Raw genomic sequence first — 25,545 nt, 5'->3', positions numbered from 1 at the left:
TTTAGAAATAAATAGCTTTCTAAAATTTTAGAAAATTTTTATTACATTGACATCATCCCTCAGTAACAAAAATTATCTTTAACTGGTGTCAATCCTACTAAGGAGATATTAAACTTGACGATGGGGGTATTTGCTTTACTTGAACTTCTAACATAAGTATTAAAGTACCTTTTTGTACTTCTAAATTTTTGATAGAAAAAGCTATCTCCTGCCATTTAAAGGATGGTATATTCATCAGTTCTTTAGCTTTCTGCATCAATGCTGTAGTTAATTCTATTGAAATCCCTTCTCCCTCAGTGCAGTTAAAAGCCTCCAGCATGGCGGGTTGTGAATTAGTTCGTGGGCGAGCGATCGCAGTGTAAGCTAAAGGGCGAGTATTTCCCATTTCCTTTAACTGCACCTTTCCTTTAAATTCTAGTTTGCCATCACCAGGTAAAAATACCTGAATTTCTTCTGGCTCAAAACTGACAATTTCTCCATCTACATTCAACTCAAAGTTTTGCATCTGGCTACGAACAAACTCTGAAGTCAAGGCGCGGTTAATATCTACTTCTGTGAGTATAACCCTAGCAATGGTATTGATTGGCTCATTGAGTTCTATTTGACCAAAAAGAGCGCTAAAAGGATTGATGGCTATACTATCTGTTTGCAGTTTTATTTCCTGTACGCGAATGTCTTCTTTAATGACTAATCCTTGCCCTGCAATTGCAACTCCATCCGCCTGTCCTTGAAGTATTTTTAACAGATCGGTTTTTACATCTATTTTTATTTCTTCTGCTTCATCTAGCTGATTGGATACTTGTTTTTCAGCTTCTTGGGATAGAAATTGTTCTTCTAACCGATGCTCATTAGGCATGAATTACTAATTCTCATAAATGTTCTCTTATTATTTACTGTAAAGGCTAGATACTAACAAGCGGCTCTATATTACGATATATGCAAATGGGGGGATTGAGTAATTAAGTCGGCGAGAAAAATTCAATGTATGTGAACAAATATAAATTGATGTAGATGTCGTAGCGTGTCAAGGCTAAATTGTTGCAATAAATTTTCTTGTGGGATGGGTGTCCTCACCCGTCTGGGCGGGCAAGATGCCCACCCCACAAGAGCTAAATTTTATGCACTATTTTAGCCTTAACACGCTACTACTGGAATGTTTATTAACATAGGTTGAAATATCAATACCGACTTACTTAATTAAGTAGAAAGTATTGTTTGTTTTTTGAGTTTTGCTTTTTTAGTAACAACCATTTTTACACCGCCGCTAGGGACAATTGTGATACCACGGCGGACTGGATGCACAGGACGTTTATCAGTAAGGCTTAATTCAAAACGGGATAATATCATGGCTGTTACTAATTTTAGTTCGTACATGGAAAAGGCTGCACCAATACAACCGCGATAACCTCCACCAAAGGGTAAATATTCGTAAGGTGAAAATTTTTGGTTGAGGAATCTTTCTGGGCGAAACTGTTCTGGTTCTGGGTAAGTCTCGGCTCGGCGATGTGCTAAATAAATACAGGGAACTAAAACTGTTTCTGATGTAAATTTATGCCCCATAATTTCCACTCTATCTTTTACCATTCGCGGTGTGCAGATTAAAGCAATAGGGTGAATTCGCAGTGTTTCTTGACAAACGGCGGTGAGATAAGGTAATTGTGCAATTGTTTCAGGATTTGTGAGATTGTCCAAAGTATTTAGTTCTTGCATTAGCCGATGTTTAACCTTTGGGTGAGAGTGAATTAAATAAAATACCCAAGCTAATACACCAGATGTAGTTTCGTAACCCAATAGCAATAATGAAACTAGTTGATCGCGTAATTCCTCATCTGTCATCTGTTGCCCATTTACGTCATACGCTGACATCAGCAGACTGAGAATATCTGTACGCGCAGGATCATTTTGCCAACGCCTTTCAGAAATTTCTGCATAGATGAGTTTGTCAATTTGCTCTCGTCTTTTTAAGAAAATTCCCCAAGGACTCCATGCGCCTAAATCTTTTTGCAGCGAAGGAAAGAAAAACAAGCTGGAATACCAAGGTTTAGTTACGTCTTCTAATAAAGAACTCAATTGTTCTTTTAATTGTTGGTAACGCACACCATGAGTAATCCCAAATACCACTTGTAAGATAATTTCTAAAGTGATATTTGACATTAATTTGTGTATACAAATATTTGTATCTGATGTCCAATGTTGTGTAATCTCTTCAGTTATTTGACAAATTGCTTGTCCATAAGATTTTAAATTATCGCCATGAAATGCTGGAAGTAATAGCTGTCGCTGTTGTTGGTGCGATCGCGCCTCTTGAAATACAATAGAATTCTCTCCAAACAAGGGTTTAAATACATGGGTTGCTTTCTTAAAATCTAACTTGTGTGCAGGTAGAGCAAAACAATCGCTAATTGCTTGGGGATGGCTAAAAAATACTATCGGTGGTGACTTTAAACCCATTACCTGTACTGTGAAAACATCACCATATTTGGCAGCATTATTTTCTAAAAATTTTGTTGGTTCAGCAATTAATTGCAGAGTTTGTAACAACGCTGGTGTGCTGAGATTATTAAATAGTTTCATTGTTTATTAGATACTTTTAGGATTTCAGAAGGTGCAAATAATTCAATCCGCTTGGGTTAAGGCTTACTTCTCCCTAACACTCCTTAAAAAAGATGCAATTAGAGCAAGCTTTGTTAATATTTTCAGGGGATAGTAGGGAGTTAATTAACACTAAGTAACCCGTAGTGGTAATTAATCACTATTAATTTTTACAAAGTTAATGATAATATTTTTTCTGAATTTTTAAAGCGATTTACAGAAAAAATTTACTCAATTATTTTGGGATACACATATTAAAGTTACGTCTTTTGGTGATATTAAAATGCCTTATTTTGATGTATAATCTCACTCTTAAAATTCATTCTTTTTACAGTTGTAATATATTAAAATCCCCTATAGTCCTCTTTTAAAGAGGACTATAGGGGATTGTTTAAAAGCATTGAAAATCTATCTAAATATATAGATAATTGACAGTTTGCTGAACGCAACCATTAAACCTCGCAGCATCAAACAGAGGTTGTCTGGAGGATGGAAGACCTCACCTGACGTTGACTCGTGACAACCATCTCAATGGGACGATCTGGCCCTGTCACCAAGCCACGGCGTTTAGGTCGCACTTCACCTTTATTAACTAGTTCTAATTCCTTGCTAGAAAGGATTTGAGCAAGTGCTAGCTTCATTTCCAACTGGGCAAACGCTAGCCCAATACAGCGTCTAGCACCAGCGCCAAAGGGCAAATATTCATAAGCAGAAAATTGCCGTTCTAAAAAGCGTTCTGGTTTAAACTGCTTAGGTTCTGGATAAATATCTTCCCGTTGGTGGGTCAGATAAATAGAACCAATTAGGACTGTACCCGGTTCTAGTTCGTAACCGCCCAGCGATATCGGTGTTTTTACTCTTCTGGGAAAAGTTAGCATACCTACTGGATAAATCCGCAATGTCTCGGAACAAACAGCGTTGAGATAAGGTAATTTGAAAACAGTGCTAGGATCTGGGTTATCGCCCAAGCTATCTAATTCTTGCAGTAGCTTTTGGCGCACTGATGGTATTTTATGAATCCAGTAGAATGCCCATGCTAAGGCTGTTGCTGTGGTTTCGTGACCAGCGACTAACAGAGTCATCAATTCATCGCGCAACTCTTCATCGGTCATGGGTTGATCGGCTTCATCTCTAGCAGCCATGAGTAAGCTAAGAATATCCGTGCGTGATGAATCTGGTTGTTCTCGACGTTCCCGAATTTCCTCATAGAGGAGTTGGTCAGCTTCTTGCTGAAGGCGCATCTGATTTCCCCAGAAGTTAATCGGGCCAAAATCTCTTTGCAAAGCTGGAAAATAAGCCAAAGCCACACTTAAGCGAGAACTGGCCTTTTCTAAAAGATCGCCCAAAAAATGCTGTAGTTTTTCGGCGCGAGGCCCTTCATACAGCCCAAATACAGCTTGCATAATCACCCGCAGGGTAATAGCTTGAGTAGCAGACCGAATATTAAAGGGTTTGCCTATCTGGTATTGGTTGATAACTTGCTTGGTGACATCGGTAATCACCTGACTATAATTCCGCATTCTTTCGCCGTGAAAGGGAGGCATTAACAACTGGCGTTGACGCTGGTGTTCTGCACCGCTAATGCTAATCACAGAATGCTTTCCCAGCAAAGGTTCAAACACCTTATTCAGATCGCCAGGGGCTTCTAATTCCTTGGTATCAGTTGTCAAAATTTGCTGTTGCGCTTGGGGGTTGCTGACAACCACCATAGGAGGCAGATTTTTGTCTAATCGGAGAGTAAAAATCTCGCCATAGGTTTTGGCACAATCCTCCATAAATAACATCGGATTAACAATCCAGCGCATCATCTGTACAACTGCTGGAGTTTGCGGCCCATTTGGGAATTTCATAAATTTTTTTCCGATTAAATATTTTTTGCTACTTCAACTAATTGAAATTTTGGTTGCCTGACCATTTAAAGTACTTATTCTAACGTTGCAAAAAAGCAATAAACTGTTACAACCTCGAAGATGTAAAATTTTGGTTAAATTCAACGAGCATCTACAGTTTCACTTCATCGTCAAAAGGTACTCAGCATGACTGCAATCTCCGCAAAGGCATCTTCAGCGCTTCCCAATTTTTCGGAAGGGATTCAATATTTTGGTGAAGCTTTACCAGATTTTGAAACTTATGGTGCAACACCTGCTATCGAATCGGGCAAAGTAGCGATCGCATCTCCCACAGAACCAAATGCAGTATATCAAACTTTACTTGCTGCCGATGCCCTGCGCTACCTAACTTTGCAAGTTACTGGTAGTAAGGCTTCTGGGCATCCCGGCGGATTCGCCAGCCAAGCAGAAGCTTACGCATCTCTTGTCATGCTGGGATACAAAAACATTATTACCGAAGTTGGACACCACGCCCCCGGATTTTATAGTGCCATGTTCTTGGATCGATCGCTAGAGGACATGGGAATTTTTACAGTCCAAGAATTGCGCGATCGCTTCCGAGAAAAGCACGGACTTTTAGGACACCTTTCTGGTTACATTCCCGGTATTCTCGCACCTGCGGGGCCTTTGGGACAAGGGCAACACTTTGCAATGGCGGCTGCACTCCTGCACAAAGATAAGTTATTCCCCTTTACAGTTGGGGATGGGGGATTGGGTGAGCCTTATATTGTAAGTGCGATCGCACATTTTCATACTGCTTATCCTGCTGTCACCAACTTTTTGCCGATATTAGTGTGGAACGGTTACAGCCAAGAACATCACAGCATGGTTTCCCTGAAAACCAACCCAGAGATGCAAGCATATTGGCAAGGTAACGGTTTTGATGAAGTGGTGTTAGTTGATGCCAAAGATTTCGACGATCGAGATCAGCCAGGGGATTACGTTGATAGTACTGCCTTTTCCTTTGAGAAACGCCTAGAATTTACTCAAGCAGTACTTTCTGGTATAGATAAAGCAGCGCGATCGGCACTGGGTGGTAAACTTACCGTCTTCATCATTAAACAACTCAAAGGTGCAGGAGTCCACGCGCGAGGTGCAAAATCCCACAACCTTTATCCTAAAGACACGCTAGATGCGCCTCATATTATTAGTGCATTGCAAACCCGTGCTTTGTCTGTGGAAGCTTGGCAATTAGTTAGAACAAATGCAGAACGCGCCGGTGGTGGCCCAGCAGGGAAAACTGTGGTGACAGAATTTGAATTTCCATTACCAGATTTAGGCGAATTACCTTTAGAAGAATATGCAGTTGGAGGTGAACCAAAAGTTTCCACAACTGCGATGGGACGATTAGTAGGAATAGTTGGAAATAAAGATCGAAATTTCCTTGTCACCAACGCCGATGGTAATGAAGCATCAGGAATTGCCAACATTAACCAAGCATTAAAGATTATCCATCCCACAACCGACGACTTATATAACCAAGCGCCAAATGGACAAGTTTATGAACCATTGAGTGAAGATGCTTGTGCTGGTTTAGCTGCGGGTTTAGCGTTAATGGGTGCGAGAACTTTGTGGTGTTCTTACGAATCTTTTGCCATCAACGGATTACCAATTTGGCAAACTGTAACCCAATCAATGGCAGAATTGCGCCGTCCAACTCCCTCGACTATTACTTTATTCACAGCAGGCGCATTAGAACAAGGGCGCAACGGTTGGACTCACCAACGTCCCGAAATTGAAGCTTACTTTGCTTCGTTGATGCGAAATGGAAATGTTTTCCCATTATTTCCGCCTGATGCTAATAGTATTCAAGCCTGTTATGATTGGGCATTGAAAACTAAGAATAAGGGAATTGTAATTACAGCCAGTAAATCGCCGTTACCAATTCGCACAACTTTAGAACAAACTCGTCAAGGGTTGCGCGATGGTGCAGTGTTATTACATGAAATCGCTGGCGATAAACAAGTTGTATTTGCTGTAATTGGCGATATGACATTAATGCCAGTATTTGAAGCTGCTGCTTTCTTGGAAACTGAAGGTATTGGTGCGAAGATTGTTTCTGTTATTAACCCCAGACGTTTGTATCGTCCCCACGATACAGCATGGGATATCTGTTCCGAACCTGATGGTGATTTCTTAGATGATGCGAAATTTGCCGAATTATTTGATGGCGATGCGCTAATTGCGGTTACTGGTGGTGCTGCGTCGATGCTAGAACCGATCCTGTTACGGAGTACAGCGAAGCGCGACACCTTTGCATGGAAACGTGGCGAAACTACCGCGAGTGCTGGTGAGTTGATGGCGTTTAATGGATTAACTGCTGAAGCGTTAACAAAACGTGCGATCGCATTAGTGCATTAAGCCTGAGTTTTGCAAGTAGAATAGTTCAATTTTTAGCCGCAGATATACGCAGATAGACGCATAGATATTGGCGTTTTAATACGTATATCTGCGGTTCTCATTAGGATTTTTATTTTGCAAGTATATAAATATTGAAAAAATAAAAAATCAATGAAAAAGATAATATTTATAACTGGTGTCACACGAATGAGAGAAGGATTTGTATGCATAAGTGGTTTGGATGAGATAGGTAAATTCGTCAGACCAGAAATTCACTATCCTGAAAGGCCAGGTATTAAAAAAGAGTTTCTTTATGTCCAAGGACAAGTAGTAATAAAACCTCTCGCTAAAGTAGAATTAGAGTTTTTAAATCCTGTTTCAAAATCAGTATTTCATACAGAAGATTGGGAAATTGATGGTAATATTCAGCCCAGATTAGTAAGTATACCTACTGACAGTGAAAAGTTAGCAATTTTTAATCAAAATACCGACTTTTCATTAGAATATGCCTTAGCTGAAGAATCACGTTCAATTGTTATTGTCAAAAGCCGTGAAATTCCTGAAATTGAAGTTAGGGTATGGGAAGATAAATTAAAATGTCATCTATCATTTTACGACGAGAGTGGTGATTATCATTGTCATTTACCCATAACAGATGTAAATTGGTTGGCAGCTTGTAAATATCTTTGGCAAACAGATAGAGTAAACTTAAAAGGAAGATTAACTAAAGCATTACAAGGAAAAGATATATTTATTAGAATTGGTATTACAAGAGAATGGAGAGGTCAAGTGTGGCGACAAATTTCTGGAATTTTTTCAGTTCCAGATTGGTTGAAAGGAAAATGTTTTGACGATTTAGGATATGATTTTAACGATTATGTATGAGAATAATAGAGCATGAAATCTAAAGATAATTTGATTCAGAATGAAAATTTTTTAATTTTATTTACTATAGGTCATTCCAACCTTAGCACTAATAAATTCTTAGAGCTTCTGAAAGCGAACGGTATTTTATGTATTATCGATGTAAGAAGTATTCCCCATAGTAAGTACAACAAAAATTTTGCCAAGGGTCATATTTCTTCAGAATTATCCCAACATGGAATTGATTATATTTGGATGGGAGATACTTTAGGAGGTCGCCGGGATGACTTAAAAAATTCTATAGGCTTTAGAGAAGATGACAGGTATGATTCAAATGAGAAATATAATAATGCAGTGTTAGAGCTTATGCATATAGGCTTTACTAAACCTACTGCTATAATGTGCAGTGAAGAAGACCCTCGTCGCTGTCATCGACATAAAATAATCGTTCATACTTTATTACACAAATTTCCAGAAAAGTACAAAATAAATAACATAAAAATCAGCCATATTCGTGCTAGTGGAAAACTCGAAGATGCCTCTTTAATTCAAATTTACTTTCAACCTTCACTATTTTGATGAATTCTTAAGATATGGAAATTATATATACTATTGGATTTACTAAAAAATCTGCACAACACTTCTTTGAATTATTAAAAAATGAAAAAATAGATTTAATAGCGGATGTCCGTCTCAACAACACAGGTCAATTGGCAGGATTTACTAAAAAAAAGGACTTAGAATATTTTCTCAGTCTTATAGAAATTAAATATGAACATTGGACTCACTTTGCTCCAACGAAAGACATACGTGATAAGTATCATACAACCGGGGAGTGGGAAGAATATCAATGTTCATATCGAAGTCTTATTAAAAATAGAAAAGCATTGGAACAGTTAAACAAAACTCTACTCAATAATCAAAGGATATGCTTGCTATGTTCTGAGCATACCCCAGAAAAATGTCATCGAAGAATTGCATCAGAAATGCTAGCTGATATGAGCAAGGGTATGAAAATAATTCATCTTTAGATACTATATAATATACTTAATACAGCTTTTGACTACGGCATAATACGGGAATAATTTTTTTTTAGCCACCGATTCAATCGTTAGGCACTCAAGAGAATAAATTTAGGAAGTATACATCGCATTGTTTACATTAATTTATCAGGAGCGATCGCGTCACCTCACCCAAGCTTAAAATTAGTCTATAATAGGGTCATCCCGAAAATTTTTCTCAATTTAGAAGTTAATTATGCTGATAAAATTTGAAGAAATATATAGAGATATTGATACTTTACCAGAAGAAGCTCAAATATTACTACTAGATTTTATTCAATTACTCAAAAAGCGTTATCCACAAACAGAATCAGAAAATCATAGTCAAGAAAAAAGTCTCTATGAAAAGTTTGATGAAATTGGATTAATTGGTTTTTGTTCTGTTGACGAAAATTTATCAACAACCTATAAAGAAGTTTTATCTAATACATTAGATAATAAATATGATCATCGTTGATACAGGATTTTGGTTAGCCCTTATTGATAAAAAAGACACCTACCACGAAAAAGCAAAACAGGCTTTAAAACAATATAATGAACCTTTAATTACAACATGGTGTGTTGTCACAGAAACTTGTTATCTTTTGCTAACTCGCAAGGGAGTTGAAGCTGAAATTATTTTTATAAATAGTCTGCAAGAAGAATTATTTACGATTTTTAATTTAGAACTTAACCATACTGCTCGAATTATTGAATTAATGAAAAAATATGCTGATCTTCCAATGGATTTGGCTGATGCTTCCCTAGTAATTTTAGCAGAACATTTAGGGCATGGACGCATTTTTTCAGTAGATCAGCGTGACTTTAATACCTATCGTTGGAAGCAAAGTTATCCTTTTGAAAATCTCCTATTTTGAAGTAATTATAAATTTATCAGCCGCGATCGCGCAATTTCTCTTCTAACAATAGGGCGTACTTGTATGCTGTGGAGTGAAACAATTACCACAGTTAAATAGCAAATAACATCTTCTGTGCAATGGCATAAAATGGCAAAAACTGCCATAATATAGAAAAACAGATTCAAAAACTAACCCTCGTGAAAAGTATCAATATTTCCTTACCTGACACCATGCGAGCTTATATAGAAGAACAGGTAGCTCAAGGTGGTTATAGCAGTGTTAGCGAATATTTTCGTGAATTAGTGCGACAAGACCAAAAACAGAGAGCTAAAGAACGTCTAGAAACAATGCTTCTGGAGGGATTAAACTCTGGGAATGCAACAGAAATGACTGTTCAAGATTGGGAAGATATACGTCAAACAATCCGAGAAAGAATGAACAAACATCAAGATGCAATTTAGCCGTGATGTTTGAAATAAAAAAAAGACCTCAAGTTATCCGGGACTTAATAGACTTAGCAACGTACATAGCACAAGATAACTTAAATGTTTCAGACCGCTTTTTAACAGCAGCCGAAGGAACATTTAAACAATTAGCAAAAACCCCGGCTATTGGAAAACCATGTAAATTTGTCCATCCAAATCTAGCAGAAATTCGACAAATATCTATCAAAGGATTTCAAAAATATCTTATCTTTTACCGCATCACTGAATCAGCAATTGATATTCTACGGGTCATTCATGGTGCAAGAGACATTGAATTAATATTTGATGAAGACTTAGAACTATAGCTTATCCTGCAAGTCATCAATTTTTTCCTGTAGTTAAGATTTTACACAAGGATGGAACCATGACTAACACTCAAAAGATGGTTCACTTAAACTTAGATTTGTCACCTGAACTAAATCAAATATTAGACGAATTAGCAAATAAAATAGGCACAAGTAAAAGTGATGTTTTGCGTCAGGCTATAACCTTGATGCAAATTATGGTTATAGCTAAAGAGGAAACCAAAAAATTAGGAGTTCCAGAAGCAAATCAATTGATACCGATTGGACGTAGATTTAGGAAGTATACATCGCAGTGTTCACATTAATTTATCAAGCGCGATCGCATCACCTCATTCAGGTTTAAAAGTTGTAGTTGTAGGTTGGGGAGCTACTGCGTTGGACGGGTTCCCCGGCTTGTACCCCTTCTCCTTCGGAGACGCTAGCGCGAACGGGGAAGCAAGCTACGCGTAGCGTCTCCGACACGAGAAGCAAGTGGCGTTTGAGGAACGAAACCCAACATTCCCGCCTCTGTTGGGTAACACTAAAGTTCAACCCAACCTACAGTTAAGATTTCCGTACTACGCTTTAAAACCTGCAAAAGCAGATTTTGTTCGTACTAGGAAAAACTGTTTAAGCAGTTTCACTCACTAATCGCAGAATAAATTGGAGTGGAATTTCTACCCGATCGGAGCGATTATTTAGTTCATAGCCTAGTGCATCAATCGCTTGTTCTAGAAGATAGGCAAAAAGCAGCACATCTAGTTCTTCTCTTGTGTTTGGAAGGAAAGATTCTTGATTAGCAGTTTCTAAATAAGAGTTCAAAAAGCTAGTACTGACCCAGGTATACCAAAACTGTCCCCATTGTTCTATAAGGGGTAAATTTTCAGGCCGGATCATTCCAGATTCTTCTTGATAGCCCAGAGCTTGGTTAACTGCATAGTTGAAAGATAGTAACATTCCTGCTACATCTTGTAGAGGCGATCGCTTTATGCGTCGTTCGCTGAAACTACGATCTGCTTTACCTTCAAAATCAGGAATAATAAAGTCTTTTCCTGTGTAAAATACTTGCGCTAAATGGTAGTTTCCATGATGACGAGTCCGCAATGCAGTAATTTTTTGCCCGACAACTAACTGAAAGCGTTCTAATATTTTATCTTGGCTATTAAGAACTTCTAATGCTAATGGTTGAGTATCCGTTGGCAAGTATTTTACTCGTTCTTTTAACAACCGAAATACTTGTCCAGTTAAGTTACGTGCACTTTGATATATCGAACGTTGATAAAGCGATGAAAAAGATTCTGGAGCAAAGTCTGAGCTATCTATATTTGTAGCCAGCGCTATATGGAATTCAGCTGTGGATTTACCCAATAGCTCAACACTTTGCAAGTAAGAAGTGATAGTTGCAATTGCCAATTCGGGAATCTCAATTCTCTGTAAATCCAACAAAGAACCTGATGGCAGAGGCACTTCGGCAATAGTGGCGTGTTCTGTGGTCACTAAATCAAAGTACTTTTGCAAACTATCAAGTGTGTAGTCCCAGCCACTACGGATATCTAAAATAAACTCTTGTAATATACCTATAGTCGTAGGTAGGGCAGTTTTATTGCCTGTTTTATTTGCACGGCGGTACTCTAAAGCACCAGCTAGGAAAACTGAGTTTTGCAAGCATTTTTTCTGGTATAGGAAACGCCGGATTTCTAAATCTGGGTGCAAACCCTCCTCGACTTTGCGGAAGAGTTTCAACAACAAGCGATCGCCATAAATTATATAAGTATTGGTTTGTTCTTCTTTATTCAGAACAGTCGGCTCATGATTGGTTAACTGTCGGCGCAATTCGGAGAATGAATCAGTAGTAGTGCCAAATAATTCTCCGGTTATCCCTTTATAAGAGTGATGATTAGCGATCGCATCATCTAGCAGTGAGGTGAGAAAGTTTTTGTCTGCTAAAGCATCAAATAAAATTCCAACTTCTTGAGTGTTGGGTGGAGGAGTGTCTATTTTGCCTTGCACCTCAAGCCGTGCAATTATAGCTTGCGGCATTTCTGCCAAAAGATGCGTTGCTTGCTCACCTTCTGCATAGGCAAGAAATAACAGATAAGTTTCGTGGTTTCCCTGGCTATAATCTACCTGCAACCAAACAATTTGAGCTATCTGCTGGTTATAGGGTAAAGAAATCGCTTCAATGATTTGTACTGATTGTACAGTCTGAGTTTTGCCGCCAAACCAGCTACAGGTATAGAGGTAATCCCGCAGTGTTGATTCTAGAACGCTTTTTGACTCTCGTTGCCCAATCACATTTTGCCATGAACCATTTACCAGCAGAGTTACTAAATCTGCTTGGGGTTTAGGCTCTTGAGTTGAGCTAGGTTTACGTTGTAAGGTGAACCAGTAAAACCCGTAAGGACTTAAGCTGAGGAAATAGGGCGATTCTGTAATCGGTGGAAACTCAGTGGAACCAAAAATTTCTATTGGTATTAGTCCATTGAAGGCTGATAAATCTAACGCCACCGTTTGTACGTAACGAGATAAATTTGCTACTACTAAGACATCTTCTTCAGAGGTAATCCGGCTGAAGGCAAAAACTTTGCGATTATTAGACTGTACCAATTCAAAACGCCCTTCACCCAATGCCGCAAACCGTTTGCGAGTAGCGAGTAAACGTTTCATCCAATACCAAAGAGAATTGCTATTAGTCCGTTGGGCTTCGACGTTGAGTGCTTCGTAGTGATATTCTGAGTCAACGATGACGGGTAGATACAAGCGTTGCGGGTTGGCGCGACTAAAACCAGCGTTGCGGTCAGAACTCCACTGCATAGGTGTGCGAACACCATTGCGATCGCCTAGATAAACGTTATCTCCCATGCCAATTTCATCACCGTAGTAAAGTACGGGGGTTCCTGGCAGAGATAATAGTAAACTATTGAGTAACTCAATTTGGCGGCGATCGTTGCCCAAAAGCGGCGCTAATCGGCGGCGAATGCCTAAATTTACCCGCATCATTGGGTCTTGTGCGTAGGCCCCATACATAAAATCGCGATCTTCATCTGTCACCATTTCTAGAGTCAGTTCGTCATGGTTGCGGAGGAACAATGCCCACTGACAGTTATCAGGAATCGATGGAGTTTGCTGAAGAATATCTACAATCGGGAAATTATCTTCCATCCGCACTGCCATAAACAAACGCGGCATTAGGGGAAAATGAAAGTTCATGTGACACTCATCCCCTGCACCGTAATACTCGGCTGCATCTTCAGGCCATTGGTTCGCCTCAGCTAGTAACATCCGGTTAGGAAATTTCGCGTCGATGTGCGATCGCAATTCCTTCAAATACGCATGGGTTTCAGGTAAGTTTTCGCAGTTCGTTCCTTGCCGTTCGTAGAGATAAGGCACAGCATCCATACGTAGTCCATCTACACCCATCTCCAACCAAAAATCTAGAACATCAAATACTGCCTCGCGCACCAAGGGATTGTCATAATTCAAATCCGGCTGATGGGAATAGAAACGATGCCAGCAATAAGCTTTGGCAACTGAATCCCAAGCCCAGTTAGATGTCTCAAAATCTTGGAAGATAATTCGCGCTTCTTGGTATTTTTCAGGAGTATCACTCCAAACATAAAAATCTCGCTCCGGACTTCCTTTCGGGGCGCGACGTGCTCTTTGAAACCAAGGATGTTGGTCAGAGGTATGGTTAATAATTAATTCTATAATTACACGAATACCGCGCTGATGAGCAGCGCTCAAAAACGCTTTAAAGTCTTCTAATGTGCCATAGATAGGATTGATACTAGTATAATCGGCAATATCGTAACCATCATCTCTGAGTGGTGAAGGAAAAAAAGGTAACAACCAAATGGCAGTAATACCTAAATCTTGTAAATAGTCTAGTTTTTCTGTCAGCCCTGGAAAATCACCAATACCATCACCATTACTGTCAGCAAATGTGCGAACACCTAATTCGTAAATAATTGCATTTTTGAACCATAATGAGTCATCTTTCAAGTTGGAGTTTGGCATTATTTTAAGAAGATATGCGATCGCATATCCAATAGAACTATATTTTTACTTGATACAATCGCTGAGATTATCAGCTTATTTATCTTACACGAGTAATGTTTACGCTTTCTTACTTAAGTAATGAAACTACCAAAGGAGCTATATTTAGTCATAAATAATCATACCAACTGCGTATATACATATAGCAGTTTTCATTTGCATGAAGTACAAAGTTACGGGTTTTGAGGCAGGAGGCAGAAGCTTTTTATATCTGATGCTCCCGTACTGCATTTTTAATTTCACTTAAAAACCAACCTGCTGTATAATTTTTCTTTCCGGGTGGAAAAATGTAACAAAACTTATTGTAAACTATAGCAATCCTAAATGAGGAGCAAATTTATATTTGCAGCATCACTGTTGCTGAGTTATATTTTGATGCTTATAATTTTCAACGAGTAGTGGAAAATTTAACTCGTGCAGAAGAATTTATTCAAAACTTACCCGTTGTACCTTTAACCGATCCTGCTCTAAGAAAGTATGGTGAATTAAAAGCAGAACTTCGTAGAATAGGACAAACTATTGCTGAATTTGATTTACTAATTGCTAATGTTGCAGTTGCAGAAAATTACACTTTAGCAACAAACAATACTCGTCACTACAGCCGTATTTCTAATTTACGGTTGAAAAACTGGATTTCATCTGAAAAATATTAAGTCCTGTTACACTTTTGACTTAACTGCTTGCTGTGATGCTTGTATCTGAGGCAAACTCCAGTCGGGACGCAAGCTAGCGGCGTTGCGTAAATAAATATGATGAATTGAGGCGGAGGTTGGCAGATAAGCGTGAATTAAGAAGCGAATACAGCGCTGTAAGCTGCCTTCGACGTGCATTTGCTGCACATCCAACATAGCCACATTATCCCAACCAGGACGCGCTCTTGCGATCGCAGCTGGAAAAACTGCATCCAAATCGCGTGTCACTGAAAAAGTCACACTAATGATGTCCGTTGGCTGGAATTGATTCCGATTTTCCAGTTCATCTAGTAGTTCTGTCACCACTTCTCGGATTGTCTCAACAGTATTTTCTGAAGCGGTTGTTGCTCCGCGAATAGCCCGCATTTGCCAGTCCACGCCAAAATCCTCCTTAAAACACAAAAGTGAGGAGTTAAGAGTTGAGAATGAAAAGTTAGGATTTTTAACTCCTAACTCCTCACTCATAACTCCTAACTCATATTTAGGGTCGATATAACCACAGAGGTAAACCGCTAGTAGACATTTCAAATTCGAGCCAATCAATACCAGCCCCAATTCCTGATGAAAACTGACGACTTCCTGGTATAAAGCGACTCAATAAGGGTTTACGTTCTTCTAGGGTATAGCAGAGAGTTTTTTCTGGATCGAGACCAACCAGTTCTGCTGTCCAACGACGGGCATCTTCTTCTGTGCCCAAGCGGTCTACAACACCCAAAGCTAGGGCTTGCTGTCCAGTAAAAATCCGACCATCGGCGAAACTTTTTACAGCTTCCACCGTTAAAGAACGGCCATCAGCTACCGTTTGGACAAACTGCTGATAACTTGTGTCAATCAACTCTTGCAGGATGCTTTCTTCTGGTTCGGTCAGTTCCCGGTCAAAAGCCAAAATGTCTTTGTAAGGGCCAGACTTAATTACCTGGAAGGAAACACCAATTTTTTCTAGCAAGCGTTCCAAGTTATTCCCACGCAGAATCACACCAATGCTACCCGTAATTGTACCTGGGTTGGCAACGATGTGTTCGGCTCCCATACCGATGTATACTCCTCCAGAAGCCGAAATATTGCCAAAGCTAGCGACAATTTTGATTTTCTCGCGTAAACGCTTCAGGGCACTGTAGATTTCTTGGGAATCTCCGACTGTACCGCCAGGACTATCGATACGTAGCAATAATGCCGGAAACTTTTTTTCTTCTACAGTTTTCAGGGCTTCTAGGACGCGTTTGCGAGTAGCACTGGCGATCGCACCAGTAATTTCAATCCGCGCAATTTGTTTTCTAAACTTGGGCTTAAACGGCCAAACCATGAGCTGTCAACATACCTCGTAATAAATTCAATATAATATCCCCAACGGTCAGACGACCTGCTTTCCTCTGTTAAGAAACATGAGCAGGCATTGTGTTCATCAGAATTTTAAGGAAATTTTTATATTTTTCAGTGAGTTTTATTTGATATTCTCGATTAATACTAATCAAATCCTCAAAGATTGCAGCTAGCATAAAATGCCAAACTCTAGTTTAGCGTTAACCTGATGATTTAGAAAGGCTATTTTAGCTATTTTGCAAAATTAAAACTTCTCAATGCCTTGTTATTCCGGCTTTTTGAATGTTTGAGGACTGGTTTTACTTGCGTTCGCGCACGTTTACTAGTTGTCAGTAATTAATAACTAATAACTAATGAATATATAAATATTTAATCAATTACTTCAACACTCAATTTAATTAATCCAAATTCATTCAGCAACACTAATCTCTATTTAGGTTATAGACTAGTAGTACTTTCACTCTGGGAAATATCACTTTTTCCTGTCTTCTACAGCCCCATAATCTCCTGATGAAGCGATTTAACTACTTAAGAATCTATTCGTAAAATTTGATACCGATAATAGACAAACATATCAAACAGTGCCCCAACGAAACTACAGGTTAAGCTAATTACAAATAATCCGCATAGGGGAGTTCCACTGCCGAAGGTGGCGAGAAAATGGATAATCTGAGTTGCGATCGCCTCAGTGAAGTCTTGTAAGCCAGGGAAGTGCCCAATGAGGGATAGAACGAGCAATCCGCCGCCAACGAAAAACATGGGAAGGACAAAACTAAAAATGATTGTGAGTAGTAGAGAGCGGAGAAAGTTAGTGAAAATAGTCATTTAAGACAAACTCCGTGAGTAGAGATGACAAGAGCAAGATAGCGGTTTGTCATTTTCTACAATACGAGCGATCGCTCCAGAGCAGCGAATCTGTCAAAAATCTTAAGTTTTCATTAAAATAAAAGGCTAGCAGTTACAGCCCATGCTGGGGATAAAAAAAGCGGCTGAAATCTACAAAACCCTTGCATAATGGAGATTATAACCAAGAGTACTACTTATTTATTGCTTTGCAGCACGTTTAAGAACAGCTTTATTTTCTGAGAACATCTTTAATCTAAGTTAATATTCAGTCTTTTTGGGGAAGTCGGGAGATGAGGGCAGGGGAGCAGGGGAGATGAGGGCAGGGGAGCACAGGAGCAGGGGAGCAGGGGAGCAGGGGAGAAGTTGCAGTAAGTTTTCCCCTCTGCCCCTTTGCACCTCTGCACCTCTGCCCAATGCCCAATGCCCCATGCCCCATTCCCCATTCCCATGACTTCCGCTATTCTTAAGGCAGTTACCGAGTTAGCTACAGAACATTGAACCAGACTACATCCAAATCCAGTTTAGGGGAATGGAGTCAGCGGCTGCTGGCGGCGATTTTTCTGGGTGGGCAAGTACTAGTTCACCTATTGAGAGGCAAAATCCATCGGCGCAATACCTTAGAACAAATGGCAGCAGTTGGGCCAGATTCCTTATTTATTGCCTTATTGACGGCTATTTTCGTTGGTGCGGTGTTTACCATTCAGGTGGCGCGAGAATTCATTAACTTTGGTGCCGGAAACATTATCGGCGGAGTCCTTTCTGTAGCGTTGACACGAGAACTCACTCCTGTGTTGACAGCAGTGATTTTGGCCGGGCGAGTCGGTTCTGCTTTTGCAGCAGAAATCGGTACCATGCGAGTCTCAGAACAAATCGATGCCATGTTGATGTTGAGAACAGATCCAATTGATTATCTGGTTATCCCCCGCGTTCTTGCTTGCTGTTTCATGCTACCAATTTTAACCCTTCTGTCTTTGGTGACAGGGATGTTCGGAGGATTTTTAGTTGCGACAAATATCTACAACCTGTCTGATACGGTATTTCTCGACTCAGCCCGTAACTTTCTTGGCATCTGGGATATTTTTAGCGCCATGATTAAAGCTTGTTGTTTTGGCATTTTAATTGCTGTAATTGGTTGCAGTTGGGGGTTGACGACAACAGGAGGTGCCAAAGGTGTAGGACAGTCAACTACAACAGCTGTTGTGACTGCCTTGCTGATTATATTTGTGAGCAACTTCTTTCTTTCTTGGTTAATGTTTCAGGGGACTGGCAGTGCATTCATAGGGCTATAGAAGTAAGAAGGGAGGAGTTAAGAGTTATGAGTTATGAGTTAAAACTCCTCACTCCTAACTCTTAACTTCTAACTCCTGACTCCTGACTCCTAAAATAGGAGAGATGCCTAATAAACAAAGCAGGATTTAAGACTGTGACCAGTTCATTTGCTTCTAACTCCACATCAACTGTGGAACTCAAGCCTAGTTACAACATACCGATAGTGTTAGTGATTGCCGCAATTCCACTATTGTTGGTACAACCTTGGGTAGGCTCCGTTTTCACGCTGTTTGGTTTGTTTCTCATGTTTCAGGCGTTAACGCTGCGTTTGCAATTTACCGCTACTGACTTAGATATTTACAGAGGCGAAAAATTGATTCGACGCTTTCCCTACCAAGAATGGCAAAACTGGCGGATCTTTTGGAATAGAGTCCCCATTTTGTTTTACTTTAAAGAAATTAAAAGTATTCACTTTTTGCCGATTTTATTTGACCCCAACACCTTGAAAACTTGTTTAGAACAACGTTGTCCGCGTATTTAGTGCTGATTGCCATCTGTTCTGAGTCGTTTTGATATAGACTCAGAACTCAGCACTCATGCTCAGGACTTTTATGGCAGGTCAATTGTAATATTTCTGAAAGCTATTTATTCGCGTCATAGGAATTACACTATTGTTTATGAACCCAGAGGCATCTCAAACCCCAGAACCAATTGATGAGCGGTTGACAGAAAAACCAGAAGAGAACAATGCAGTTGAACATCCAGTAAATCCATCAGTTGAGTCAGTGGTAGACACAAAAGCCATTAGCTCATCAGAGGACTACACAACTTTTGAGCCACTCATTTCCAATGCAGAAGTGGTAGATTCTACAGTAGAGCTAACAGAAAATTCAAATGGCGAGTTTGTAGCGCAGTTAGAAGTAGAAAATGTCGCTCTGGGGTCTGAAATAGGATCGGGAAATAATTCACTATATGCAGAAGCAGAGCAGCGAGTAGCAGAGTTGCAGAGTGCTGAAGCAGTTCTCAAGTCAGAAATAGCCAAGCTGCAAGCTTCTTACGAAAAGCTTCAGACACAGGTGAGTGAAACTCAAACCTCACTGGGGCGAATCGTGCAAGAGTCGCTGGTGCAGTTAGAACAACGTAAACAAACCCTGCAAATTTCTGTAGAACAACTAGAACGCCGTCAAGAACGTATCCGCAATGAGATGCGAACTACTTTTGCTGGTACATCCCAAGACTTGGCAATTCGGGTGCAAGGTTTTAAAGACTATCTCACGGGTAGCTTACAGGATTTGGCCTCTGCTGCTGAACAGCTGCAACTAACGCCAAGTGTAGTGGAACGAGAAAAACCAGCTGTAAAAGAGCCTAAACCAGCTGAACCCCAACCTGGAATACCTCAATTTGCCCAACAGCAGTTTCAAGATACGACAAAGCAAATTCGCCGCCTCATTGACCAATACCGCAATAAACCAGATTACTACGGGCCACCGTGGCAACTACGCCGTACCTTTGAACCAATCCACGCTGAACGAATCTCCAACTGGTTTTTTACCCAAGGAGGACGGGGTGGTTTGCGGACAATGGGTAGCCGGTTACAAAATATTTTGATTGCCTCAGCTGCAATTTCGATATTACACAAGCTGTATGGCGATCGCGTCCGTACTTTAGTCTTAGCTAATACACCGGAGCGATTAGGTGAATGGCGGCGCGGCTTGCAAGATTGTCTAGGAATCGGTCGCCCAGATTTCGGCCCAGACCGGGGTGTGGTATTATTTGAGGCGTCTGACGCTCTCGCTCAAAAAGCAGACCGATTGACGAAAGCCAATCAATTGCCTTTAATTATCATTGACGATTCAGAAGAGCAAATCAGTTTGTCACTGCTGCAATTTCCCTTGTGGTTAGCTTTTGCTCCTGACCCCAAAACCATGAGAAACTATGATGATGACTTTTAAATGAGTCATTAGTCATTAGTCATTAGTCATTGGTCATTGGTCAAGAGTAATATCTCTTGACTTTTTTGAATTTTGAATGCGTGAATTTTGAATTGTATTATGGCTATTTGGTTAACTCTGTGCGGAGCAATTGTGGTCATAGCTTACCTGCTGGGTTCTTTTCCCACTGGCTACATTGCTGTGAAGCAGTTAAAAGGTATTGATATTCGGCAAGTTGGTTCCGGTTCCACTGGCGCAACTAATGTATTAAGAACTTTGGGTAAAGGGCCAGGAGCATTGGTTTTAGTACTTGATTCCTTAAAGGGAGTATTAGCGATCGCTCTAGTTTATTGGTTGTTCAACTTTGAACCAATTAAAAATTATATCCCTCCAACGGTAGATGTACAACTATGGCAACCGTGGTTAGTCACAATATCTGGGTTAGCTGCCATTCTGGGACATAGTAAATCAATTTTTTTAGGCTTTACTGGTGGTAAATCCGTTGCTATCAGCTTGGGAATTTTGTTGGCAATGAGTTGGCAGATAGGTTTAGCAACAGCGGGTGTGTTTGCCGTCGTTGTAGCAATATCGCGAATTGTTTCTTTAAGTTCAATTGTAGGTGCGATCGCAGTTTCCATTTTCATGGTAATTTTGCATCAACCCTTACCCTATATTCTGTTTGGGATTGCCGGCGGGTTGTATGTGATTTTGCGCCATCGCACTAATATCGAACGACTGTTTGCGGGAACGGAGCCAAAAATTGGGCAACCTGTAGCGACAGAACCCGAACAAAGTGCATCATAGGTAAACGAGAGCCAAACTCAAAACTCATCTCTCAGAAGGAGAGAGCTTCTTTCAAAATTACTGTATTGATATTTTAGGCTTACGAACGAACATTGCCTTTAATTAAACGGTGGAAAAGGCGGCAAGGCCACAAAAAAGCTCCACAAATACTCACTGAGGCGATGGCGGCCAGAACTCGCCAACTTGAACTAAACTCAGTGTCAGACTCTGAAGGATGAGCTTGTGTGTTTTTAGCTAGTTCTGGCATTGAATGAGATAGCTGACTGGCTGTACTCACCCCTTCAATCGCTGCTCCAATTAGATAAGCTACTAGGGCAATTACTAGCCAGTTATTCATAATATTCCACTGTTTCAACTCTGAGCGTATGCTTGGTAGCGAGCAATCATTTGATTTTTCGGACTAATGATTGCCGCCTTGCCCTCAAGATAATCGACCTTCAGCCGTATCACGAATTAGAGGCAGTTTAGATTTTATGTAAGTATTGAGCGTGCTATCTGCCTGGGAATCAAGCCCCTGCTTCGCTTTTAACTGCTGGAGAAGCAATTGTACTAAAGCAGCATCGTCAAACTGGAGCAGGGTATTGACCTGGGTAGACTCGATTACAGCCCAAAGCTGTTGCATCATTTTCGCTGTCACCATGAGTCTGTAACCTCTTAAGCTTTTCTTTATATTTACACGGATTTGGAAATTGTGGTTAGTTTTTGTCTGAACATTTATAAAGATGTCGGCTAAAACTGCCTGAGTCAGTTAAATCTGTTAAGTTATAGCGTTTTTCAATTGATTGCACTATAAGATTAGCTCACACGTCATCTTAACCGTGCTACGTAAAGAAAGAAAACTGCCCAAAGACTTAAATTTTTCCTAATACCGTTTTTTTATAAAGCAGCGCCAAATCCTAGATTTTTTTTCAACGCATAGGCGCTTCTCTACGAGACGCTACGCGTAGCTTGCTTCCACGAAGTGGTACGCCTTCCCGCAGGGTAGGTACACGGAGGTTAGCGCATAGGCGCTTATCTACGAGACGCTACGCGTAGCTTGCTTCCACGAAGTGGTACGCTTTCTTGCAGGGTAGGTACGCAAAGGTTTTCTTAAGATAATTCGCTATCTCCCAAAATAATTAGGCGCATTTTCTTAGAGAATTGGTATAACCGTTTTTTAGAAGCAGGGAATTATAACAGGGCTTTCGATCGGCCACAATGCAGATATACATAGATATTAATGCTTTTTTTGAGGCGAAACTTCTGTGGCTATCAGGTAATTTTGCTATAACTTTATTGTAAAACTCTCGAACAAGCTCCTTCCTGTCCAGAAGGATCGGGAAAAATTGCTAAGGTGTGATATTCAGGATTATCTGTTTTATATATCACTTTAAAAGTATACAACTTATTTTTACCTTGCGCTTCAGTAACAACTGTTAAAAGTGTATTGCTAGTGGGAGGAAGTCCAGGTATGTCCAGTTTTTGAATTCGTCTGAGTTGAATTACATTTGCTGCGGAGTTTTTACAATCTCCTGAATTATTATTAGCTTCTTGACCGAACTGCATACATACTGGCCCATCAAAATCCATACTTACCTGTGATGGGTCATTTAACCAAACTTTTTTAATTACTTCTCCAGCCGGAATAAAACTTAAGTTTGTTCCTTGTTGATACCAGACATCAACCGTAGGTACAAGTCCCCCTAAACCTTGTGCTTGACAGGAAAAGATGGAACGCAGAACGGCGTTATTAGCTACAGCACGACCTACCAACCAGAACATAGCAACCGAGAAAATTAAGGAAGCTATAGGTAGGAAATAAGAACGTTTTGGGTTATCTCCTGACAATTTAATATTCTTTTTCATGGTTGCAAATATCTAAAATTGCTATAAATATTAACCCTTAAAATTGAGTTGGTTGATTAACGTATATTTCAATATTTGTGCCTGCTGCTAAAAACCACACACCACCTTGCTGTTGCATTTGGGCGATCGCCTGTTGATTACGCTGGGCAATTTGGGGTACTACAGAGTTCATACCACCTTCCAGAAGACCAGCTGCAAGGTTACGTCTATTTTCAGTGATAGTAGTATAACCAGTAACGTAGCCGTTGTTGCCGTTGTTGCCGTTGTTGCCGTTGTTGCCGTTGTTGTCGTTCTCGATAGGATTGCCGTTAGAGTCAATGTTGCTGAGGTTACCGCCATATAAAGGCAGAACTCTGGTATCAGGGCGATTTATTAACTCTGCTGCTTTAGCAATACCTCCCAAAACAAATAGTCCTGCATCCATCGAGGCTATGGAGGAACTTTGACCGGGATATTTATTTGCGATTAAAGGTTTACCTTGAGTACCGCGAAGAATAATTGCATTGTTGGGTAAGCTTCGTTCTGTGGGGTTGCCATTATTTTGCGAGATAACTTTGACTACGTTCATCTGCAAAAGACCTTGTTCGGAAAGCGAACCAATTTCAGCTAAAAATTCGGTGTTTGCAGGTAAAGCGATCGCACCATCGGTAGATTTTAGTGGTTCTTTCAATCGGATCACAAATACGTTTTTCGCTTCTTCTGCATCACCACCGCCTGATTTATTAGTAGTTTCTCCAAATATTGCTGTCGCTAACACAGCTTTAGCACTACTCCCAACTGCTACAGATTTCTCTCCCTGCGGTTGAGCTTGGCTTACCGCAGAATTTTCCGGTTGTGGGGTGTTTTGTTCGGGATTGGGATTTGTTGCCTCTTGCTGTGGCGGCGCATTGGTTGCAGGTTCCAAAGTAGCTATGTTACTAGTAGGTTGATTGCTAGGATTGACTTGACCGTAGCTACCTAACTTTGCTAATCTTGCCCACTCTGCAAATGGGCTTGGTGGAGATGGTGGAGTTACTGGAGCTACATTAACTACTGGTTGAGTGGGGTTCACAACTGGTAGCTGAGGCGATCGCGAAGGTTGAGAAGTAGGTACTCTAATGATGCGCTCAACTGTCACTGTCCGAGGGACGTAAGCTGTTGGTGGAGGTGTTGGGATCGCTTTCTGGCTAACTGAGGGTTGTCGTAAAGCTACTGTCGGCGTTGATTTGGCAATTCTCAGCTGTTGTTGGGCATCTTTCACCATCTGTGCTTGTTCAGTCAAGGCTAATTTCGTTTTGAGAGTATCTACTTGGGCTTCCATCTGTTGAGATATGGATTCATCAGTAGGCTGCTCTTGCACTGGTGGAGAAACAATAGTTTTTGGCTTTTGATTGCTACCACTGAACAACTGAGACAAAAACACACCACCTACCAAAACGATCGCTAAGGTAGCAGCCCCTACCAAGCCTAACTTGGCAAAGGGATTAGATGAGAGTGCTTGCTTGGTCTGAACTTCTTGTGGAAGAGATAGCGACTCTGGCGGCGTTGCAGAGTCTTCTGATTTTTCAGTGTCACTAGAAGAAGATTCTTCTTCAAAGCCGACCAACTTTGACATCCGCGATTCCCAATCTACAGATTCTACTTCTGGTTGGCGATCGTCGGTAGTTAGAGTAAATCCATTTTGGGGAGGCGTTTCGGCAGGAATTGAGTATCGGGTCATGGTAGAGCCTTGTTTGGATTTCCAGAACAATTATTATCTTTAATTTCACATATATTATAAATTTCTAATCTGGCTTCTCCAAGGCGGTAAGCTGCAAACTGCGACGGTAGTGCTGCATTTGGTAGTGAAGTTACAGGTCGATCTATTGCTCTAACTAAAATTTGTTTATTAAAGGAAACTGATTTCCCTAATTTATCATAACTGTTAAAAATTAATTGATTGGCAAGTATCTCTACTTTCCAGCTTCCATTACTTATTTCTTGAGGTTGAGAAACTTTTTGGATTACTAAAACATTCTCAGCTCCTCGATTAACATTTTCAAATTGGCTATCTGGATTTAAATTAGTAATTTCTGACTTCATTTTATCTTTAAAATCATCAGCTACCAGTTGTGAAGTAATTTCCCAGACTTGTGTTGGCGGCTGTTGTTGTGACCAGGTAAGCATTAAACTCATAGTTTCACCCACAAAGCGCCGAATCGTCTCTGGTTGCCGCTCTAAATTGGGTTGGGGGTCTACCGTTATCGCATGACCATCAACAAGTTGCACTAAACTTTGAGGTGTGAGTTGTCGGCCTAACTGTTGTAACATAGACCAGTGAAATATTAGTAACAGTAAGGTAAATACATGTAAACCAAAGGTTCCTACTGCCAACAACGGTAAAGGGCTATTTTTTTTATTATTTTCTGGTTTGAGTAATTGCATTAATAATGAATCGTATAAATTGAAC

General features: G+C 40.2%; 26 protein-coding genes. 14 read left to right on the top strand and 12 right to left on the bottom strand.

Annotated features, from left to right (window positions below):
- Positions 1 to 97: 97 nt before the first annotated feature.
- The 3 genes from RMX89_RS27855 to RMX89_RS27845 all read right to left on the bottom strand — a co-directional run bounded on the left by RMX89_RS27855 (position 98) and on the right by RMX89_RS27845 (position 4,442).
- Positions 98 to 856 (bottom strand): DUF2993 domain-containing protein, encoded by a 759-nt coding sequence (locus RMX89_RS27855; RefSeq protein ID WP_322691204.1) that lies wholly within the window; start codon positions 854 to 856, stop codon positions 98 to 100.
- Positions 857 to 1,197: 341 nt separating this feature from the next.
- Complete coding sequence (locus tag RMX89_RS27850; RefSeq protein ID WP_322691203.1) at positions 1,198 to 2,574, bottom strand: cytochrome P450; 1,377 nt, start codon at positions 2,572 to 2,574, stop codon at positions 1,198 to 1,200.
- Between the two features lie 485 nt (positions 2,575 to 3,059).
- Positions 3,060 to 4,442 (bottom strand): cytochrome P450, encoded by a 1,383-nt coding sequence (locus RMX89_RS27845; RefSeq protein ID WP_322691202.1) that lies wholly within the window; start codon positions 4,440 to 4,442, stop codon positions 3,060 to 3,062.
- 186 nt (positions 4,443 to 4,628) lie between these two features.
- Here RMX89_RS27845 and RMX89_RS27840 point away from each other — a divergent pair, with 186 nt between their 5' ends.
- From RMX89_RS27840 to RMX89_RS27800, 9 genes are all read left to right on the top strand, one after another.
- Positions 4,629 to 6,842, top strand: coding sequence for a phosphoketolase (locus RMX89_RS27840; protein ID WP_322691201.1), 2,214 nt, complete (start codon positions 4,629 to 4,631; stop codon positions 6,840 to 6,842).
- Positions 6,843 to 6,992: 150 nt separating this feature from the next.
- Positions 6,993 to 7,706 carry a hypothetical protein gene (locus tag RMX89_RS27835; protein ID WP_322691200.1) on the top strand — a complete coding sequence of 238 codons (714 nt, stop codon included), beginning with the start codon at positions 6,993 to 6,995 and terminating at the stop codon, positions 7,704 to 7,706.
- 12 nt (positions 7,707 to 7,718) lie between these two features.
- The gene (locus tag RMX89_RS27830) at positions 7,719 to 8,264 is read left to right on the top strand and encodes a DUF488 domain-containing protein (protein WP_322691199.1); all 546 of its coding nucleotides are present in this window, start codon (positions 7,719 to 7,721) and stop codon (positions 8,262 to 8,264) included.
- A 14-nt stretch (positions 8,265 to 8,278) separates the two neighbouring features.
- Positions 8,279 to 8,716 carry a DUF488 domain-containing protein gene (locus tag RMX89_RS27825; RefSeq protein WP_322691198.1) on the top strand — a complete coding sequence of 146 codons (438 nt, stop codon included), beginning with the start codon at positions 8,279 to 8,281 and terminating at the stop codon, positions 8,714 to 8,716.
- Positions 8,717 to 8,942: 226 nt separating this feature from the next.
- The gene (locus tag RMX89_RS27820) at positions 8,943 to 9,203 is read left to right on the top strand and encodes a DUF2281 domain-containing protein (RefSeq protein WP_322691197.1); all 261 of its coding nucleotides are present in this window, start codon (positions 8,943 to 8,945) and stop codon (positions 9,201 to 9,203) included.
- A complete protein-coding gene (locus RMX89_RS27815) occupies positions 9,190 to 9,603 on the top strand; it encodes a type II toxin-antitoxin system VapC family toxin (protein ID WP_322691196.1) in 414 nt (137 codons plus the stop codon). The genes RMX89_RS27820 and RMX89_RS27815 overlap by 14 nt, the downstream gene beginning before the upstream one ends.
- A 179-nt stretch (positions 9,604 to 9,782) precedes the next feature.
- The gene (locus RMX89_RS27810) at positions 9,783 to 10,046 is read left to right on the top strand and encodes a type II toxin-antitoxin system ParD family antitoxin (RefSeq protein WP_322671300.1); all 264 of its coding nucleotides are present in this window, start codon (positions 9,783 to 9,785) and stop codon (positions 10,044 to 10,046) included.
- Positions 10,047 to 10,051: 5 nt separating this feature from the next.
- The gene (locus tag RMX89_RS27805; RefSeq protein WP_322691210.1) at positions 10,052 to 10,375 is read left to right on the top strand and encodes a type II toxin-antitoxin system RelE/ParE family toxin; all 324 of its coding nucleotides are present in this window, start codon (positions 10,052 to 10,054) and stop codon (positions 10,373 to 10,375) included.
- Positions 10,376 to 10,434: 59 nt separating this feature from the next.
- Positions 10,435 to 10,680, top strand: coding sequence for a ribbon-helix-helix protein, CopG family (locus tag RMX89_RS27800; RefSeq protein ID WP_322691195.1), 246 nt, complete (start codon positions 10,435 to 10,437; stop codon positions 10,678 to 10,680).
- Positions 10,681 to 10,984: 304 nt separating this feature from the next.
- Here RMX89_RS27800 and treS read toward each other — a convergent pair whose 3' ends face one another.
- Positions 10,985 to 14,371 carry a maltose alpha-D-glucosyltransferase gene (gene treS / locus RMX89_RS27795; protein ID WP_322691194.1) on the bottom strand — a complete coding sequence of 1,129 codons (3,387 nt, stop codon included), beginning with the start codon at positions 14,369 to 14,371 and terminating at the stop codon, positions 10,985 to 10,987.
- Positions 14,372 to 14,721: 350 nt separating this feature from the next.
- Between treS and RMX89_RS27790 the strand changes: the two genes are divergently transcribed.
- The gene (locus RMX89_RS27790) at positions 14,722 to 15,063 is read left to right on the top strand and encodes a PIN domain-containing protein (RefSeq protein WP_322691209.1); all 342 of its coding nucleotides are present in this window, start codon (positions 14,722 to 14,724) and stop codon (positions 15,061 to 15,063) included.
- A gap of 6 nt (positions 15,064 to 15,069) precedes the next feature.
- Here RMX89_RS27790 and aroH read toward each other — a convergent pair whose 3' ends face one another.
- From aroH to RMX89_RS27775, 3 genes are all read right to left on the bottom strand, one after another.
- Positions 15,070 to 15,480 carry a chorismate mutase gene (gene aroH, locus RMX89_RS27785; protein WP_322671303.1) on the bottom strand — a complete coding sequence of 137 codons (411 nt, stop codon included), beginning with the start codon at positions 15,478 to 15,480 and terminating at the stop codon, positions 15,070 to 15,072.
- Positions 15,481 to 15,583: 103 nt separating this feature from the next.
- Complete coding sequence (gene sppA, locus RMX89_RS27780) at positions 15,584 to 16,405, bottom strand: signal peptide peptidase SppA (protein ID WP_322691193.1); 822 nt, start codon at positions 16,403 to 16,405, stop codon at positions 15,584 to 15,586.
- A 545-nt stretch (positions 16,406 to 16,950) separates the two neighbouring features.
- Positions 16,951 to 17,247, bottom strand: a complete 297-nt coding sequence (locus tag RMX89_RS27775) for a hypothetical protein (RefSeq protein ID WP_322671305.1) — start codon at positions 17,245 to 17,247, stop codon at positions 16,951 to 16,953.
- A 515-nt stretch (positions 17,248 to 17,762) separates the two neighbouring features.
- Between RMX89_RS27775 and RMX89_RS27770 the strand changes: the two genes are divergently transcribed.
- The 4 genes from RMX89_RS27770 to plsY all read left to right on the top strand — a co-directional run bounded on the left by RMX89_RS27770 (position 17,763) and on the right by plsY (position 21,272).
- Positions 17,763 to 18,557 (top strand): MlaE family lipid ABC transporter permease subunit, encoded by a 795-nt coding sequence (locus RMX89_RS27770; RefSeq protein ID WP_322667978.1) that lies wholly within the window; start codon positions 17,763 to 17,765, stop codon positions 18,555 to 18,557.
- Between the two features lie 134 nt (positions 18,558 to 18,691).
- Positions 18,692 to 19,078: a DUF3119 family protein gene (locus RMX89_RS27765; protein ID WP_104906734.1), complete on the top strand. Its 387-nt coding sequence runs from the start codon at positions 18,692 to 18,694 to the stop codon at positions 19,076 to 19,078.
- Between the two features lie 136 nt (positions 19,079 to 19,214).
- Positions 19,215 to 20,489 (top strand): DUF3086 domain-containing protein, encoded by a 1,275-nt coding sequence (locus RMX89_RS27760; protein ID WP_322691192.1) that lies wholly within the window; start codon positions 19,215 to 19,217, stop codon positions 20,487 to 20,489.
- A 99-nt stretch (positions 20,490 to 20,588) separates the two neighbouring features.
- Complete coding sequence (plsY, locus tag RMX89_RS27755; RefSeq protein ID WP_322686876.1) at positions 20,589 to 21,272, top strand: glycerol-3-phosphate 1-O-acyltransferase PlsY; 684 nt, start codon at positions 20,589 to 20,591, stop codon at positions 21,270 to 21,272.
- 79 nt (positions 21,273 to 21,351) lie between these two features.
- Here plsY and RMX89_RS27750 read toward each other — a convergent pair whose 3' ends face one another.
- The 5 genes from RMX89_RS27750 to RMX89_RS27730 form a co-directional block, all read right to left on the bottom strand.
- Positions 21,352 to 21,609 (bottom strand): hypothetical protein, encoded by a 258-nt coding sequence (locus RMX89_RS27750; protein WP_322686875.1) that lies wholly within the window; start codon positions 21,607 to 21,609, stop codon positions 21,352 to 21,354.
- Between the two features lie 84 nt (positions 21,610 to 21,693).
- Complete coding sequence (locus tag RMX89_RS27745) at positions 21,694 to 21,912, bottom strand: hypothetical protein (protein ID WP_099102023.1); 219 nt, start codon at positions 21,910 to 21,912, stop codon at positions 21,694 to 21,696.
- A 632-nt stretch (positions 21,913 to 22,544) separates the two neighbouring features.
- On the bottom strand, positions 22,545 to 23,117 hold the full coding sequence (locus tag RMX89_RS27740) for a hypothetical protein (protein ID WP_322671311.1): 573 nt from the start codon (positions 23,115 to 23,117) through the stop codon (positions 22,545 to 22,547).
- Positions 23,118 to 23,154: 37 nt separating this feature from the next.
- On the bottom strand, positions 23,155 to 24,816 hold the full coding sequence (locus RMX89_RS27735; RefSeq protein ID WP_322691191.1) for a hypothetical protein: 1,662 nt from the start codon (positions 24,814 to 24,816) through the stop codon (positions 23,155 to 23,157).
- Positions 24,813 to 25,520: a hypothetical protein gene (locus RMX89_RS27730; RefSeq protein WP_322671313.1), complete on the bottom strand. Its 708-nt coding sequence runs from the start codon at positions 25,518 to 25,520 to the stop codon at positions 24,813 to 24,815. The genes RMX89_RS27735 and RMX89_RS27730 overlap by 4 nt, the downstream gene beginning before the upstream one ends.
- Positions 25,521 to 25,545 lie beyond the last annotated feature (25 nt).

Origin of the sequence: Nostoc sp. DedSLP04, from assembly GCF_034530775.1 — a bacterium.
GTDB lineage: Bacteria > Cyanobacteriota > Cyanobacteriia > Cyanobacteriales > Nostocaceae > Nostoc.
This window is presented reverse-complemented; position numbering and strand designations above follow the sequence as displayed.

Excerpts from the sequence above, each read along its gene's own strand:
- RMX89_RS27745 (WP_099102023.1), bottom strand. The coding sequence starts at position 21,912 with ATGGTGACAGCGAAAATGATGCAACAGCTTTGGGCTGTAATCGAGTCT.
- RMX89_RS27775 (WP_322671305.1), bottom strand. The coding sequence starts at position 17,247 with ATGACTATTTTCACTAACTTTCTCCGCTCTCTACTACTCACAATCATT.
- RMX89_RS27730 (WP_322671313.1), bottom strand. The coding sequence starts at position 25,520 with ATGCAATTACTCAAACCAGAAAATAATAAAAAAAATAGCCCTTTACCG.
- RMX89_RS27830 (WP_322691199.1), top strand. The coding sequence starts at position 7,719 with ATGAAATCTAAAGATAATTTGATTCAGAATGAAAATTTTTTAATTTTA.
- RMX89_RS27735 (WP_322691191.1), bottom strand. The coding sequence starts at position 24,816 with ATGACCCGATACTCAATTCCTGCCGAAACGCCTCCCCAAAATGGATTT.
- RMX89_RS27850 (WP_322691203.1), bottom strand. The coding sequence starts at position 2,574 with ATGAAACTATTTAATAATCTCAGCACACCAGCGTTGTTACAAACTCTG.
- RMX89_RS27835 (WP_322691200.1), top strand. The coding sequence starts at position 6,993 with ATGAAAAAGATAATATTTATAACTGGTGTCACACGAATGAGAGAAGGA.
- RMX89_RS27805 (WP_322691210.1), top strand. The coding sequence starts at position 10,052 with ATGTTTGAAATAAAAAAAAGACCTCAAGTTATCCGGGACTTAATAGAC.
- RMX89_RS27740 (WP_322671311.1), bottom strand. The coding sequence starts at position 23,117 with ATGAAAAAGAATATTAAATTGTCAGGAGATAACCCAAAACGTTCTTAT.
- sppA (WP_322691193.1), bottom strand. The coding sequence starts at position 16,405 with ATGGTTTGGCCGTTTAAGCCCAAGTTTAGAAAACAAATTGCGCGGATT.
- RMX89_RS27800 (WP_322691195.1), top strand. The coding sequence starts at position 10,435 with ATGACTAACACTCAAAAGATGGTTCACTTAAACTTAGATTTGTCACCT.
- RMX89_RS27845 (WP_322691202.1), bottom strand. The coding sequence starts at position 4,442 with ATGAAATTCCCAAATGGGCCGCAAACTCCAGCAGTTGTACAGATGATG.
- RMX89_RS27750 (WP_322686875.1), bottom strand. The coding sequence starts at position 21,609 with ATGAATAACTGGCTAGTAATTGCCCTAGTAGCTTATCTAATTGGAGCA.
- RMX89_RS27825 (WP_322691198.1), top strand. The coding sequence starts at position 8,279 with ATGGAAATTATATATACTATTGGATTTACTAAAAAATCTGCACAACAC.
- RMX89_RS27760 (WP_322691192.1), top strand. The coding sequence starts at position 19,215 with ATGAACCCAGAGGCATCTCAAACCCCAGAACCAATTGATGAGCGGTTG.
- treS (WP_322691194.1), bottom strand. The coding sequence starts at position 14,371 with ATGCCAAACTCCAACTTGAAAGATGACTCATTATGGTTCAAAAATGCA.
- RMX89_RS27815 (WP_322691196.1), top strand. The coding sequence starts at position 9,190 with ATGATCATCGTTGATACAGGATTTTGGTTAGCCCTTATTGATAAAAAA.
- RMX89_RS27820 (WP_322691197.1), top strand. The coding sequence starts at position 8,943 with ATGCTGATAAAATTTGAAGAAATATATAGAGATATTGATACTTTACCA.
- RMX89_RS27855 (WP_322691204.1), bottom strand. The coding sequence starts at position 856 with ATGCCTAATGAGCATCGGTTAGAAGAACAATTTCTATCCCAAGAAGCT.
- RMX89_RS27840 (WP_322691201.1), top strand. The coding sequence starts at position 4,629 with ATGACTGCAATCTCCGCAAAGGCATCTTCAGCGCTTCCCAATTTTTCG.
- plsY (WP_322686876.1), top strand. The coding sequence starts at position 20,589 with ATGGCTATTTGGTTAACTCTGTGCGGAGCAATTGTGGTCATAGCTTAC.